We start from the raw sequence: 14,304 nt of genomic DNA on the forward strand, positions 1-14,304 counted from the left end.
ATCTATATTCCTATCCACGGGTTTTTACGGTAAGCCTTGGATATGATCATTGTTTCAAAATTTTTAACCCCATTTAGTTTTGAAATAAAAGCCTCAAAATTCTCAATTGCTTCCAAATTAAGGAAGAGCGTTTCTGCTATCAGTTGGTTTTTACCACGCCTTCTGTAGAGACTAAGGACGTTTATATTATCGCTTATGGCTCCCGCTATTTCATCCATCCTATTTGGGTCTACGTCAATTATTATATATGCTTTTATACTGTTTTCCACTGCTTGAAGATCAACAAGTGCGGAGAATCCTATTATGATCTTTTTCTTTACCAGTTCGTTTATTCTTCGCCTCACCGTTGCTTCGCTTGTGTTCAGAGCTTTGGCTATTTCGGCGTTCGATATGCGTGCATTGTACCTTAAAAAACATATTATTTGTTTATCGAGTTCATCCACGGGGAGCAAAGAGGGATCTATTTTCGACCACCTTATGGCGACATCACAGCTATATCCCTCCAAGTACTGATCTGAAATGTCTTTCTTCTCCATATTATGTTATTTAATTTAAATATATAAATTATTAGTTTCAGATTCTGTTATTTTATAACGTATTGCAAAAAAGTAATTTATATTTTATGAAATATAGTCGTCTATCGTTTTTTGCCGAACGACATACAAACTAAAATATAAGGACAAAATTCACACTCAGATGAAGATATACTTTGAAGCCTACGGCTGCACTTTGAACCAGGGTGAGACCGCACTCTACGTGAATAAACTCCTAAACGAAGGAAATACGCTTGTATCGAATCCAAAAGAAGCGGATCTATCTATAATAGGCACCTGCGCTGTCATAAAAAAGACGGAAGATCATATGATGGCAAGGATACAGAATCTTTCTAGGTTCGGGAAAGTTGAAGTTATAGGGTGCTTAGCTCCTGTTAAGGGAAAAACCATGGTGGAAGATAATGTCAGCGTAATAGAGAAGGATAGATTCCGAAGCTTTCAAGAGGTCATAGATGAAGTAAGCCCTGTAAATGCAGAGATCGTTTCAGGCATACCAATTAATCAGGGATGTACTGGAAAATGCAATTTCTGCGTATCCCATATAGCTAGAGGAAAACTTGTTTCAAGAAAGCCTGAAAAGATCGCTGGACAGATAAAAATACTCCTTCAGCGCGGAATCAAGGAAATAAAGATAACATCTCTAGATACAGCAGCTTATGGCAAGGATATAGGGCTTCGCCTGCCTCATCTGATAAGAACGATAACAGAAATCGGGGATGACTTTAGGCTAAGGGTAGGAATGATGGAACCCAAGAACACCTTAGAAATTGTTGACGATCTCATAAGTGCATACAGAAGCGAGAAGGTTTTCAAGTTCCTTCATCTTCCCGTGCAGAGCGGAGACGATTATGTCCTAGAAGTTATGAACCGGGAATATACTGTATCAGATTTTATTAGAATAACAGGCAAATTTAGGGAGGCTTTCCCAGATTCGACCCTTTCTACTGATTTAATAATAGGGTACTACGCAGAAAATGATGATAGTTTCGAGAAAACTGTCCAATTAATAGAAAAAATAAGGCCAGAAATTATTAACGTCACTAAGTTCTCTCCGAGGGAACTGACAGCTGACTTCGAAAAGAGGCCAAAGCCCACTAATATACTAAAAGAGCAGGACAGAATGATAGCGGACATGCATAAGGAGATACTACAAGAAAAATTTTCCAATCTTATAGGAAAGACAGAATTTGTATTGATTACGGAAAACGGTAAAGGGCGATCAATGATAGGGCGGGACCATGCCTACAGGCCAATAGTTATAATGGACAAAACAAGGAAATTTGAATTTCATCAGGTTGAAATAACTGGATTTGAAAATACTTCACTTATCGGCAGGATCATCGACTGAAACTATCTCGTCCAGCACATATCTATTTGAGTTTTTAACGAAGCCCATTTCAAACTCAGCCGGAGTCAGCAAAGGCATGGTGAATTTTTGCTGGTCATCTATCGGAACCCTTGGGCAGCCTGTATATACTACTGCATCACATCTCATGTTCTCTAAATCCTGATTCGATATGTTGTCCGTAACGGCTAAAATACCTTCAAGCCCCATCTGCTGGACCTGGCGTAGAATGATTCTTGCCAGTCTTTCTCTCCTCTGGCCTATCCTTGTGTCAGATATAATGCATATTTTCCTTGCTTCTTTGGCTCTGAATATCTGGGCATACCTTTTTCTGATAAACTTGTCTGCTTCATCCTTCATAGAGTGAAGCTTATAGTCGTTTAAATCTAAGACAAAAACCTCTCTTTCTGTAGACAGTTGTGCACCTATGCCATGAAATTGTCCAGTAGACACAAGAACGTACGCATCCACATCGTAGGATATGCTATGCACAGAGCTAAAATTGCATCCTAGTACCTGCCCGTCATAGGCCATCCTGCCATCTTTTTTTCCGATTATAACGGTAAATCCCTTATTTTCAAAGATTTTCCTGACTTCATCAGCAACTTCTTTATACTGAACTGAGAATAAGAGGCCGATACGATCGTATTTTCCCTCCAACAGCGATGTATCAATGTTCGAAATCCTCGCATTATAGTGGTGCTCAACAAAAATTGTAGGTTTTGGGTATTTTACGTTTGGCATAGGGGAATGCCCGATCTGAACTATCGCATCTACCTTATCATAGATGGATGAGGGGCCGATATCACAAGCCCCGTATACTGGTGAAGATGATATCACTACATTATAATTAGCTGAAAGGTAGTTAAAATAGTGATATACCTCGGGCTTGAGTCCGTCAGGCAGCTGTAGTAATATCTTCTTTGCCCCTAGATGTTCTAATGCAGCACGTATCTCCTCTATATCTTTGTATATATCTAAATTCATATAATTCTCAAAATTATTTTTGTACATAATCTAAACACTTTGACGGTCCTTATCTACACTGATCTTCAACTAATATACAATCATTTCGTATTATAGATATCTCAAAACCTTTCGATCAGGTTATGTATGAATAGAGGCATAAATTATAAGCTGGGCTATAAGCGACAATACAGTCGATACTAGTATTGGGACTAAGAAAGGAACTCTATAGATCATTACCTTTCCGCTATTTGTATCTTTAAGTTGGTACTTTATAGTGTTTCTTAAGTATTCGTGTTCGTCGTACAGCACATTTAGCCCCCTTAGCTTTAATCCATTCAAACGTGCGTAGACAACAAAATAAAGCAAAGCCCCTCCAGATGCAACCGCTATAAAGAAAACGAAGACAATAGAAAATGGGATATAATTGTTGAAGCGTGGAATAGAAGAAAATAGCAGCACCACAGAAACAATGCCCTTTATATCTCCTATGCCAAAAAGAAGCTCACCGAATCCCGTGAGAAGGAACATACCTACAATCAAAATCGTCAATAAATTAATTGTATCAAAAAATCCTATTCCAATTATTATTAATGGCAAAACAATATAGACATAAATATTCGGTTTTATAAATACGGCAACCGTAGAAAGTATAGTAACGATGGACATGACAACATCCTTATCCAATATATAAAACGCCAAGGCCAGAATGAATATTGGCAGGAAGGTAAAGGAGTTTATACTTCTTTTCTTTACATCAGAATGTGATCCGAAGATTAGCAGGGGTAAGCTTATAGCGATAGATGCTATAATCGGAATGAATCCGTTCATCTCTCGAAATAATGTATGTATGTTTTATTTAAGTTTCTGCGGAAAGAAAAAATTTCCTCCTAAAATAATAAGAAAACCTTTGAAGAAATGCGCATTAAACCTGAATCTCGTCTCCAGTTTTTTCTTTTCTCTTTAATATCACACCGATGATTGCTATTATTATGCCTATTATTAACAAGACTATGCCAAATACGGAGAGAAGAGACAGGTATGAAACTGATAGCGGCAAATACGAGTATGTTACGGGTGGTTGTGAACTATTAAATGCGAGCAGGTAATAGCTTCCAGTTCCCAAATCGTATCCTTTAACGTAGAGCGAAGATACGTGAGTATTTTCAATTGGGCTTATAGCGTAAGTTGCATAATTACCCGATGTTACTTTTGAATAGTTTGATGAGGTTACCACAATCCAATTGGGGAATGTACTTGAAACAGTAAAGAGTGAAGATGAAGTGAGCGTGATCTCCCTACCGTATTGCCCCGTGGCAAGCTCTTTTACAGCAGTATCCGTAACAGTATAGTGGAGGATGGCTGCGTCACCTCCAGCAAATATCACTATGCCAATGACAAGAACTACGACACCGATGAGTACAATTTTTTTCCTCATATGAAAAAAATGATAAAATTGCAATATTAAAAACTTTATATCTAATTTTTTGGAGGCAAAAATGAAGAAAAATTTAAGTGGCTCTATTTCTTGCCGCTGGATCCGGATGAGCTCTTATTGTAGCTCATAGAGGCTTTTCTCAACGACGATAGGCCGTTATTCTCGAATAAGTCGCTAATTTGTTCCACGGACAATTCTTTGGTTTCTGGCATTATATAATAAAAGATCAATACTGCTATTAATGAAAGGATGCCGAAAACAAACATTACATTTTTTATTGTTATTAATGCTTCGAGTACAGGGAATATTTCTATTATGGCAAAGTTAGCGATCCAATCTACAAAAGCTCCAAGAGATGCATAGAGGCCTCTCATATTGGTTGGGAAGTACTCACCCTGAATCATCCAACCTGTACCACCGACACCGAATGCAAAGAAGATTATGAAGCCGGCAAATGCAATTAGTAAACCAACATCAAATTTAAGGTAGAGCAAAAGCCCGCCCAGTAAACCGAAGAACGTCATACCGGAGTATCCTAGTAGGGCTAACTTCCTTCTTCCGACCGTATCTATGTACCTGAAGCCTATGTATGTTGCTGCCACGTTAATCACTGCGAGTATTGTTGCAGCTGCTACAGCATATATTTGTGTAAATACTAAAGATTGCGTTGCCGAGCCAAACAGGTGTAATTTTTCAATTACTATTGGCCCATAATAGAACGGTATATTTATGCCAGTAATCTGTTGGAATACAAAGAAAAGGGCGACAACTAGAAATGCTCTCTTCACACCGTTTGTGATCTTAGCTCTCTGCCTAAACTTAACCTCCTTTAGCTCATCAACACTTAGATTTAATCCGAGTTTCTTGAAAGCCTCTGAGGCTTCCTTGTATTTTCCGTTGATCATTAACCATCTTGGAGATTCGGGCATCATAAACCTAAAGCCTAGGCCAATGAGAGCAGGTATGGCCGCAACACCAAGCATTATCCTCCAGTCTAAAACTGAAGCTAGACCTGGTGCAGCATAGAGTGTGGCCATTCCTACAATATAAGCACCAAGTATTCCTATAGTTATCATCCACTGCTGCAGTATTCCGAGTGAACCTCTCCTGTCTTTAGGGGCATACTCGGATATATAAGCTGTAGCTATACCAGAATCAGCACCGACCGCCAAACCTATAAGTGTTCTTGATAGGAGAAGCATGGCGAGATCTATGGTAAATGCTGATAGTATTGCACCAGCCGCATAAATAGCTGCATCTGCTATCAATAGATATTTCCTGCCGTACCTATCCGTGAGACCAGCTGCAATCAAAGCTCCTACGGCAGCCCCCAGAGATGCACCTGCAACTAGGTATCCTTCTATGAAACCCTGCACAGGGTATGGAATAAACACCAACGCTGTGCCGATATTAGAAGTATCGTAACCGAAGAGAAAACCACCGATAGTTGCGAGTAAGGTCAGTAGCCAATAGAACCTTGTGACTTTGCTGAAGTCAAGTTTTTCTATAACTTCATGATATTCCATATTCTTCGATAAATAGACTGTATTTAATCTTTTGTCAGAAAATATATGAAATATATCCAAAAACTCTGTAATCTAAATGATTATAAATTCACCGCAAAAATATATTTGATAAAATTCTAAATAAATCGAAAAATTTACATAAATCTTCAATCAATGGCCGTTATAAATAGCCCAGTTAGGATTGCATTATTTATAAAGTGTAAGGGAACAGCAATTGCCTTGTTAAGCAATTTCGGTATAGCTAAGCTTTCTTCGTACCCTGTGGCTCCAAATAAACTGACTGCAGATTCAGTAACTGCTATTGATCTTTCCGTGGAAAACAGCTTTGCAGAATAGGCTAGGCGGATATCATCATTTATCGATGCCCTATAAACCAGAGATCTTGCTGCCTCTGTATCAGCATACAAATGGAAGAGCTTATCTTGAACTGTCTGGTTAGATAAGAGACTTTTACAAGCTATTTTTCTCTCTTTAACATGCGATGAAACTAGCTCCAAAGCACGTTCCATTATTCCAAGGGAGATTGATGCAGCGCCTATTGAAAATATCCTTGCTATAGTTGGAATTATTTTTATGCCTTCGTTCTCCTTTCCAAGGATTCTGTGTTTTTCAAGTATGAGATTATTGAAGCTTATTTCGCCCCAACCTATCCCTTTCATTGCTGATCCGATAAGATGAGTTCCGAGTTCTAATCCTACGTCACTTTTTAAAACAATAAATGTAGTAAACGCAGCTGGATCTTCATGCGTTTTGGCCAGAACAGCGTATAGATCAGCGTCTCCACCCATAGTGATGAATGTCTTAGACCCTTCAAGTATCCAATTTTCCTCGTACTTCCTGGCGGAAGAAGCAATTGCAGAAGCTGTAGCTCCAGAAGATGATTCAGTGATTGCTATAGTGCCTATGATTTCACCATCCGCCATTTTCCTTAGATAACTATCTTTTTGTTCTTCTGTCCCTAACTTATCTAAAGCATATGAAGCAGCAACGTGAGTTACGTAAAGCCATGCGACTTCAGGGGAAACCTTTGAGATCTCTTCTGCTATTAAGGAAAATGAATAAGTATCTTGGACACCTATGCCTGGCAGCATGACGGAGAAAAACCCATTTTTCCCTATTTCTCTAAGTATATCCATCGGGAAATAATCATCATCTTCGATCCTCTTCTCGATCGGTTCTATCCTTCGCTTTGTGAATTCAGCGATGCTTCCTTTAATAATGCTTTGCTCTTCAGAAAGGCACAACATTTTAATCACTTCTATTTTCTGTTGTGACAAGGTAATAATCATTATCTATTTATTATTTTTCCAATCCATGGACCTTATTTCATGAATATGAATTGTTAACCAAAAAACGTTTTATTTGATATGTAAATGAAGGATTATGTCAGGAAAGCTTGAAGGCAAAACAGCGCTCATTACGGGTGCTTCCAAAGGCCTAGGCAGGGCCATAGCAGAAGAATTCGCCAAAGAAGGCGCAAGAGTTGCTATAAATTACGCCCACGACGAGAAATCCGCTCTTGAGGTTAAGAAAATAACCGGTGGAGAAATATTTAAAGCAGATGTATCAAACAGAGATCAAGTAAAGGAAATGGCTAGGCAAATACATGAAAAACTAGGGAAAATTGACATACTTGTCAATAACTCCGGCATATGGTACCTTATGCCTTTTGAGAATTACGATGAGGAAAAAGTAAGGCGAATGTTAGATGTTAATTTAATGGGTGCTATCTATACAACCCTGGAATTTTTGCCAGACTTAAAGGAAAAAAAGGGAACAATTATCAACATAGGGTCAAATGCCGGCATTGGTACAGCGGCGAAGAACACAACTTTCTATTCTCTTACAAAGGCTGCCATTATTATGTTAACAAAGAGGCTTGCATTTGATCTTTCCGAATATAGCATAAGGGTAAACGCCATCGCACCAGGATGGATAGAAACAGACCTAACAATAGGCGGAAAAACTGATGAGGAAATAAGAAAACTTGAGGAAGACTTTAAGTCTAGAACCACGCTGAAGATGTTCGGCAAACCAGAGTATATAGGCAAGGCGGCCTTGTTCCTCGCTTCCTCTGATTCCGTTTATATGAACGGCCAAGTAATAGTGATAGATGGAGGTAGGATAGACAATTTAACTCATAGTATTTAAAATTATTTATATAATTATCGTATTTAATAAACTTTAAGTTATATTACGGAATTTTGAGTTATCATGGATGTTGTGGTAGTAGGATGCAAAGGATTCGGTAAAGAACACCTGAGAGTGTATTCAAAGAACGGAATAGATGTTGCTATAGTTGAGAGGGATAGTAAGACTGCACAAGAGTGCGTAGAAAAATTCAATATAAAGAAAGTATACAGCAACTTTAACGATTCTTTAAGCTCAAATGCGAACGTCTTCGATCTTGTTGTTCCAGATGGGCTTCACCACGACATGGCCTTCACATTGATGAAGTTGAAAAAACACGTGCTGTTGGAAAAACCGATAACACCAGACATAGACTCTGGGATAGACCTTATAAAAACCTCTAATGAACAATCTGTGAAATTCATGGTAGCGGAACAATTCTATTTCGATCCTACAGTAAAATTCATAATAAATGAAATTAAAAAGGGGACCATAGGAAAGGCCCATACAGTGATAGTGAGACACCAGTCTCATCGAAAGCTTGAGGGGTGGAGAAAAGAATCCAGAATGATAGGCCGCGGTATCCTTATAAACGAGGGTACACATTATATTGATACACTTCTCAACATAGGCGGGCGGTATTCCTCTCTTAGATCGTACGTTCACAGGACTTGGGAATCAGCAGGCGAAGATACTGCGGAAGCAGTTTTTAATTTTGAAAACGGCATGCATGGCGTGTTCTTTTACTCTTGGAACTATCCCCACGCACCTGAACTTCCGGAATTCGAAATTATCGGAGATTCGGGAAGCATATATGAAGACGTAAAAACAAAGCCTACCGGCGAATGGTCTGATCGAAAAAGAAGGACTGCCTACGGCGATCCAGTTGTGAACGGCAATCACGTGAACATAGAAATTTATGATGTTATAGAAAAGGAAATAATGGACTTCCTTAACAGCGTTGAGAAAAATGAACCAGTACCTATGGATCCTGAGCTTGCTCTGAGGGATCTCATCACTATAGATAGGATATACAAAGCGTCTTCAGATTGATATTGTAGCAGCTTCAACTAGATAGCTAAAGAGTGCATCGAAATCCACATACACACCTATTCCATCCCCTTTGTTTGCTTCTATTACGCCCTTCTTCATTCTGAACGGGTTCCTGACTATGTCTTTCCTGAAATATTTCTCATTTGGCGATGTATCGCCAGGGTAATCTATTAACTCTTGTGAGGCCAGGGCTATATTAAAGGCCCTTCCTATACCTGTTTCAAGCATTCCCCCGACCCAGCAATGCCCATTGTTTTCTCTTGCTATTTTTGCTATTTCTATCGAATTATGGAGACCTGCAACCCTCCCTGGTTTTATGTTAATTACATCAACTGCCCCAATTTCGAATGCTTTTTCCGCCTTCTCTGGATCGGTTATAGATTCGTCAAGGCATACCGGAGTTGATATTTCTTTTTTAAGTTTTGAGTGGTAGATGAGATCGTCTCCGCGGAAAGGCTGTTCTATGTATTCAAGTTCGAATTTATCAAGTTCCTTGAGCAAAGGTATATCATGGTAGCTGTAATCTCCATTGGCGTCAACACTCAGCCTTATATCAGGGAATTCGTCTCTGATTTCAGATACTATGTTTTCTCGACCTCTTTTTATTTTAACCTTTATTCTCTTATATCCAAGGGATACAGCAGACCTAACCTGTTCCTTCATTTCCGATATATCAGACATGCCTATAGATATACCAACGTTGGCATAGCCCCTGCTCTTTCCCATATAATCATCGAGAGGTTTTCCTGCTAACTTGCTGTGATAATCCCAAAGAAGCATCTCAACTGCTCCCTTGGCCATGTTGTGGCCCTTTATCCCCTTAACGCGATCTAGGAATTCATGCGGCTGTGGAGCATCTGCTACGTACTTAGCTAGGAACTTTTCTATGGTATTGATGGCAGTATCGTTATATTCGTATCCATAGTCTGGGAGGAAAGATGTAACTATTTCAGAGAAGGCATCGATACCATCCTTATTCATGTGCAGAATTATCGCTTCCCTGTATTCTTCTGTACCGAAGCTTGTAGTAAACGGTCTTATAAACGGAATTCTAACTTTAAAAAATCTGATCTGCATAGATCCCTTATCGCTCCCTTAAATAAATTTAATCTTTTCTAAAATCGGTCTAAATTTTTATATTTGAATCTGTGCGTCATAAAAAATGTTTTTATATCTCTTTGATAGTAAAGAAGTGTGTACGGGACGTTTGATCTTAAAAGTCTTCCACCTTCAGCAAGGCTCGTACTTGCTTACCTAAGAAGCGCCAAAATATCAGACGTAGCTAGGATAATGGAAAACACTGGCCTATCTAGGAGATCGGTTATGAACTCCGTAAAGATGTTGAAAGAGCTTGGCCTAATAGATATACAAGTATGCCTGAGTGACACTAGAAGGAGGTATTACTGCGTGAAGATTTTTCCCTGATTTCACTTGATTTATGCTATTGAAAGAATTACCTCTTTTTTGGATGTACGAAAAATAATAATTTTTCCGTATGTGTAGCTCTTGCACATATAAACAGCATTAAATAAATTCACTGAATATGACTGTATGGATCCAATGGAAAGGATGACCGAAATACAGAAGGTTTTTTCAGCAAGCTCTAAGATTAAGCCTGATCTTACTGAGAGTTTTCTATCGTTTATGGAGAAGACCCTTGGAAAGGGAGAGCTGGATGTTAAAACCAAATCTTTAGTTGCACTGGCTCTCTCGCTAGGCCTGCAGTGCGAGTGGTGCATAACATACCATACAAAGAAATGCCTCGAAGCAGGATGCACAGAATCAGAGATGATGGAGACCGCTTACATTGCAGCGATAATGGCAGGCACTCCGGCGCTCATGAACGTCAATATCATGGAAGAAGCTATAAGAGGCTTCAATCAAACAAATTCTGATTCAGATATATCTCACTGAAGTCCATTATTTTATGCCCATGTTATTTATTTGCAAAAATTTAAGTATGATAGACATATTCACGCACTATGAAGTCTGGTGGTTCACTTTATAGAGATTGAGGATTTGAGACAGGATTTGCTTGAGAATACTAAATCTATTTTAGCTTTGTTGGAAAAAAGAAGAGAGATCACAAGGAAAATAGGGAAAATAAAGCATAACAATGGGCTTCCCATAAGGGATGCAGAAAGAGAACTAAGGGTAAAATCAGAACTATGTTCTAATAATCCGCTCTTAAACGTTCTCTTCGAAGCATCCATATTCGATCAGCAGTCATTGAACTCCGCTATGGATCTAAGGCTTTCAGGAGATAAGGATTCTTTGCTCTTTGCTTTAGGACTTATTCTTTCCAAGCCCGGCATAATAATATGCGTCAACAGAGCAGTACCTAGGTCCCTAGAAGCAGGATGCCAGCTAAACGGCGGCCATATAGTGGTAGGTGGCAATGTAACTCCCGATGCAGTAATAGACTTGAAAACCGGTGAACTGGCAAAACTTGAAGGGGAGAGCCTATTTATTTCCGCTGCATTTATAGAAAGTAGGCATCGGCTAAATTCTGTGAGGTTATTGCTATGAAGGTTGGGATTATAGGAAAACAGGGCAGGCTGGGGAGAGTCCTACAAGCTATCCTAGATGAGAATGGCTTCGATGTTGTAGAAAATAACTGGGACATAGCTTTTCTCTCAGTGCCCATTGGTGCAGCTATTTCGTACATAGAAAAATATGATGGACCATTTATAGAGGTAAGCTCTGTAAAGACGCCTTTCAAAAAATATGCCGGTAGAATAGTAAGCATACATCCACTGTTCGGGCCCGCTAGCTATAAAGATGGCGTTCACAGAACAGTGCTATTCATCAAAGACATTTCTATGCCAGAGTATAGGGATTTAATTGCCGAGATGTTCCGTGGATACGAAATCGTTGATACAACAGCAGACGTCCACGACAAAGAGATGGCAAAGTCACTTGCGCTTCCATATGCAGTTGCGATCATATCGAAGAATATCGACACAGCATTCAGAACCAAGTCGTTCGACACTTTTAAAGGGATAGTTAGAATATTAGAAAATGAAAATGAAGAAGTGATGTTAGATACGATAAATAAAAATCCTTATGCGCAATATATGTACGATATAGTTAAGAATTTAGGAATGGTGATACAATGATAATGATAGCGGACAACGAAGAAATTAAGGAAAATGTGGTACGAAAGCTCGAAGAGAATGGATCGGATTACAAAGTTGTCCCATTCTACGAAAAATACGTTATAATCGAAGGCAATAAAGATGCTGGGGAAAGATTATACTCAAAAAAATACAGAGACAAAACCGTAGTAGATGTGGGTGATATTAAAATTGGCGAAGGACTCGTTTTCGCTGCCGGCCCGTGTTCAGTTGAAGACGAAGACCAAATAATAGAGATAGCTCGCTCTGTGAAAAAAGCTGGTGCCAACATGCTTAGAGGGGGTGCCTTTAAGCCGAGGACATCACCGTATTCATTTCAAGGGCTTGGAGAAGAGGGGTTAGAACTGCTAAAGAAAGCTAAAGAAGATACCGGGTTACCTATAGTCACAGAAATAATGAACCCCGAGTACTACAAATTCTTTGATGATATTGATATGCTTCAGGTTGGGTCTAGAAATGCACAGAATTTCGATCTTTTGAGATTTTTAGGTAGGCAGAAAAAACCAGTTCTATTGAAGAACGGAATGGGCAACACGCTTAAAGAATGGCTGGAAGCTTCAGAATACATAATGTCCGGTGGCAACGGCAATGTTGTCTTATGCTATAGAGGAGTTAGGGGAATAGAGGAAGCAACACGCTTTTCTATGAACGTAGGCACAGTAATAGCAGCAAGATCGATGACGCATCTGCCAATGTGCGTAGACCCTAGCCATGCGTCTGGAAAACGTGAGTACGTAGAGGCAATGACGCTTGCAGCTGTAGCTGCCGGTGCGGATATGATAGAAATTGAAGTTCACAATAACCCAGACTGCGCACTATCTGATTCTGAACAGCAGGTAACGCCTGAAGTCTTCGGGAGAATAGTAAAAAAAGCCAAACAAATAAAAAACATAGTTTCTAATTCTCAATTTATATAATCTATCCTATTATTATTTCCGATTAAGATGCCTGTCCTATAGCCGCACTTCTTGCACGCTCCATCATCATTCAGACCCACGACGCTTGAGTTGAAGCCATGCCTTTTTATAAGTAGGGAATGGCAGTTGGGGCAATATGTATCTTCATAATAACCAGGTACGTTGCCGATGTATACATATTTCAATCCCATTGACACGGCCAGATTATAATGTGCTTTAAGTGTCTCTAAAGGCGTAGGTGGAAGATCCATCATTTTATAATCTGGATGAAACCTTAAGAAGCTTATGGGAAATTCGTAGCCAAGTATAGAGATCAATCTCTCAAGCATGGATCTGGCATCCGACAGCTTATCTCCAACCCTCGGAACAACTAGATCCGTGATCTCTACGTGTATCCCTGATTCTTTCATCAGTTTTATTGTATCAAAGATTGGATCGGCGGATGGTACTGAAATATACTTCCTGTAGAAATCATTGCTGGCATTTCCCTTGAAATCAACGGTCGCTGCATCGAGAAAATCCTTACTGTACTCTACAGCTTCCGGCGTCTCATAGCCATTGGTCACGAATATATTTATAAGTCCGCGTTTTCTTGCCAAAATTCCTACATCGTGTGCAAATTCCATGAATATGCTAGGCTCATTGTAAGTGTAGGCTATTCCCCGGCAGCCATCCTCAATGGCTGAATTAACTATCTCCTCTGGGCTATAATCAAAGCCCTCAATATTTCTCCTCTGGCTTATATCGTAATTCTGGCAGTATTGACACGCAAAGCTGCAGCCAACCGTGCTTATTGAATATATGAGTGAATTAGGGTACATGTGGAGTATAGGCTTCTTTTCTATGGGATCGATATTTATTGCTGCTGGCATCCCATAGACAAGAAGATATAAGTTACCATTTATATTCTTTCTTACACCGCAAAAACCTATTTGGTTATTTTTTAGGCGGCAATACCTCCTGCAAGCTGTGCATACAACTGTCTCGCCCTCTTTCTTGAATAGCACTGCCTTTGAAGGTTTTCTAACAGAAACAAACATGATACATAATGATCCGGATCTCGCATTTATTCCTTTTGCATCTTGTATCAAACTTTACCATTGAAATTTAGCAAATCTAAAACAAGTTACGTTTTGTATAATAAAAGTGTTGGGAATAACATAGCGAATCGAAGGCTTTAGTCCACAAGAAAATACAAAAACAATTTTTGGCCTATTATTAATCGCCAGATATAAGTA

The 14,304-nt window shown here is 39.3% G+C and carries 16 protein-coding genes; 8 read left to right on the forward strand and 8 right to left on the reverse strand.

All coding sequences use genetic code 11. The features are described 5' to 3' along the window. Positions 1–2: 2 nt before the first annotated feature. A complete protein-coding gene (locus tag TVG_RS07150) occupies positions 3–536 on the reverse strand; it encodes an Lrp/AsnC family transcriptional regulator (protein ID WP_010917595.1) in 534 nt (177 codons plus the stop codon). Between the two features lie 160 nt (positions 537–696). Between TVG_RS07150 and TVG_RS07155 the strand changes: the two genes are divergently transcribed. Then, on the forward strand, positions 697–1,902 hold the full coding sequence (locus TVG_RS07155) for a tRNA (N(6)-L-threonylcarbamoyladenosine(37)-C(2))-methylthiotransferase (RefSeq protein WP_010917596.1): 1,206 nt from the start codon (positions 697–699) through the stop codon (positions 1,900–1,902). Here TVG_RS07155 and dph2 read toward each other — a convergent pair. The 5 genes from dph2 to TVG_RS07180 form a co-directional block, all read right to left on the reverse strand. Beyond that, on the reverse strand, positions 1,876–2,886 hold the full coding sequence (gene dph2, locus TVG_RS07160; protein ID WP_010917597.1) for a diphthamide biosynthesis enzyme Dph2: 1,011 nt from the start codon (positions 2,884–2,886) through the stop codon (positions 1,876–1,878). The two genes, TVG_RS07155 and dph2, sit on opposite strands and share 27 nt — an antisense overlap. 120 nt (positions 2,887–3,006) lie before the next feature. Further along, positions 3,007–3,696, reverse strand: a complete 690-nt coding sequence (locus TVG_RS07165; RefSeq protein ID WP_010917598.1) for a hypothetical protein — start codon at positions 3,694–3,696, stop codon at positions 3,007–3,009. 94 nt (positions 3,697–3,790) lie between these two features. After that, positions 3,791–4,303, reverse strand: a complete 513-nt coding sequence (locus TVG_RS07170) for a hypothetical protein (protein WP_010917599.1) — start codon at positions 4,301–4,303, stop codon at positions 3,791–3,793. 83 nt (positions 4,304–4,386) lie between these two features. Beyond that, positions 4,387–5,829: a sugar porter family MFS transporter gene (locus TVG_RS07175; protein ID WP_010917600.1), complete on the reverse strand. Its 1,443-nt coding sequence runs from the start codon at positions 5,827–5,829 to the stop codon at positions 4,387–4,389. 146 nt (positions 5,830–5,975) lie between these two features. Then, positions 5,976–7,076, reverse strand: coding sequence for an acyl-CoA dehydrogenase family protein (locus TVG_RS07180; protein WP_010917601.1), 1,101 nt, complete (start codon positions 7,074–7,076; stop codon positions 5,976–5,978). Positions 7,077–7,212: 136 nt separating this feature from the next. Here TVG_RS07180 and TVG_RS07185 point away from each other — a divergent pair, with 136 nt between their 5' ends. Then, a complete protein-coding gene (locus TVG_RS07185) occupies positions 7,213–7,980 on the forward strand; it encodes an SDR family oxidoreductase (protein ID WP_010917602.1) in 768 nt (255 codons plus the stop codon). Between the two features lie 63 nt (positions 7,981–8,043). Further along, positions 8,044–9,012 (forward strand): Gfo/Idh/MocA family protein, encoded by a 969-nt coding sequence (locus TVG_RS07190; RefSeq protein ID WP_010917603.1) that lies wholly within the window; start codon positions 8,044–8,046, stop codon positions 9,010–9,012. Here the strand turns inward: TVG_RS07190 and menC are convergent. Beyond that, positions 9,004–10,089, reverse strand: a complete 1,086-nt coding sequence (menC, locus tag TVG_RS07195; protein WP_010917604.1) for an o-succinylbenzoate synthase — start codon at positions 10,087–10,089, stop codon at positions 9,004–9,006. The two genes, TVG_RS07190 and menC, sit on opposite strands and share 9 nt — an antisense overlap. Positions 10,090–10,206: 117 nt before the next feature. Between menC and TVG_RS07200 the strand changes: the two genes are divergently transcribed. From TVG_RS07200 to aroF, 5 genes are all read left to right on the forward strand, one after another. Next, positions 10,207–10,437, forward strand: coding sequence for a MarR family transcriptional regulator (locus TVG_RS07200; protein WP_010917605.1), 231 nt, complete (start codon positions 10,207–10,209; stop codon positions 10,435–10,437). Between the two features lie 126 nt (positions 10,438–10,563). Then, positions 10,564–10,926 (forward strand): carboxymuconolactone decarboxylase family protein, encoded by a 363-nt coding sequence (locus TVG_RS07205; RefSeq protein WP_010917606.1) that lies wholly within the window; start codon positions 10,564–10,566, stop codon positions 10,924–10,926. Positions 10,927–11,031: 105 nt separating this feature from the next. Further along, entirely contained in the window at positions 11,032–11,541 is a 510-nt protein-coding gene (locus tag TVG_RS07210) for a chorismate mutase (protein WP_162009549.1), read from the forward strand. After that, complete coding sequence (locus TVG_RS07215; protein ID WP_010917608.1) at positions 11,538–12,131, forward strand: prephenate dehydrogenase; 594 nt, start codon at positions 11,538–11,540, stop codon at positions 12,129–12,131. The genes TVG_RS07210 and TVG_RS07215 overlap by 4 nt, the downstream gene beginning before the upstream one ends. Further along, on the forward strand, positions 12,128–13,066 hold the full coding sequence (gene aroF, locus TVG_RS07220) for a 3-deoxy-7-phosphoheptulonate synthase (protein ID WP_010917609.1): 939 nt from the start codon (positions 12,128–12,130) through the stop codon (positions 13,064–13,066). The genes TVG_RS07215 and aroF overlap by 4 nt, the downstream gene beginning before the upstream one ends. Here aroF and amrS read toward each other — a convergent pair. Next, positions 13,054–14,106, reverse strand: coding sequence for an AmmeMemoRadiSam system radical SAM enzyme (gene amrS, locus TVG_RS07225; RefSeq protein WP_010917610.1), 1,053 nt, complete (start codon positions 14,104–14,106; stop codon positions 13,054–13,056). The two genes, aroF and amrS, sit on opposite strands and share 13 nt — an antisense overlap. Positions 14,107–14,304: the final 198 nt, after the last annotated feature.

The organism is Thermoplasma volcanium GSS1, assembly GCF_000011185.1.
Taxonomy (GTDB): domain Archaea; phylum Thermoplasmatota; class Thermoplasmata; order Thermoplasmatales; family Thermoplasmataceae; genus Thermoplasma; species Thermoplasma volcanium.

What these genes read in the sequence shown, in the direction of transcription:
- TVG_RS07150 (WP_010917595.1), bottom strand. Translation starts at nt 536, where the DNA reads ATGGAGAAGAAAGACATTTCAGATCAGTACTTGGAGGGATATAGCTGT.
- TVG_RS07155 (WP_010917596.1), top strand. Translation starts at nt 697, where the DNA reads ATGAAGATATACTTTGAAGCCTACGGCTGCACTTTGAACCAGGGTGAG.
- dph2 (WP_010917597.1), bottom strand. Translation starts at nt 2,886, where the DNA reads ATGAATTTAGATATATACAAAGATATAGAGGAGATACGTGCTGCATTA.
- TVG_RS07165 (WP_010917598.1), bottom strand. Translation starts at nt 3,696, where the DNA reads ATGAACGGATTCATTCCGATTATAGCATCTATCGCTATAAGCTTACCC.
- TVG_RS07170 (WP_010917599.1), bottom strand. Translation starts at nt 4,303, where the DNA reads ATGAGGAAAAAAATTGTACTCATCGGTGTCGTAGTTCTTGTCATTGGC.
- TVG_RS07175 (WP_010917600.1), bottom strand. Translation starts at nt 5,829, where the DNA reads ATGGAATATCATGAAGTTATAGAAAAACTTGACTTCAGCAAAGTCACA.
- TVG_RS07180 (WP_010917601.1), bottom strand. Translation starts at nt 7,076, where the DNA reads ATGTTGTGCCTTTCTGAAGAGCAAAGCATTATTAAAGGAAGCATCGCT.
- TVG_RS07185 (WP_010917602.1), top strand. Translation starts at nt 7,213, where the DNA reads ATGTCAGGAAAGCTTGAAGGCAAAACAGCGCTCATTACGGGTGCTTCC.
- TVG_RS07190 (WP_010917603.1), top strand. Translation starts at nt 8,044, where the DNA reads ATGGATGTTGTGGTAGTAGGATGCAAAGGATTCGGTAAAGAACACCTG.
- menC (WP_010917604.1), bottom strand. Translation starts at nt 10,089, where the DNA reads ATGCAGATCAGATTTTTTAAAGTTAGAATTCCGTTTATAAGACCGTTT.
- TVG_RS07205 (WP_010917606.1), top strand. Translation starts at nt 10,564, where the DNA reads ATGGATCCAATGGAAAGGATGACCGAAATACAGAAGGTTTTTTCAGCA.
- TVG_RS07215 (WP_010917608.1), top strand. Translation starts at nt 11,538, where the DNA reads ATGAAGGTTGGGATTATAGGAAAACAGGGCAGGCTGGGGAGAGTCCTA.
- aroF (WP_010917609.1), top strand. Translation starts at nt 12,128, where the DNA reads ATGATAATGATAGCGGACAACGAAGAAATTAAGGAAAATGTGGTACGA.
- amrS (WP_010917610.1), bottom strand. Translation starts at nt 14,106, where the DNA reads ATGTTTGTTTCTGTTAGAAAACCTTCAAAGGCAGTGCTATTCAAGAAA.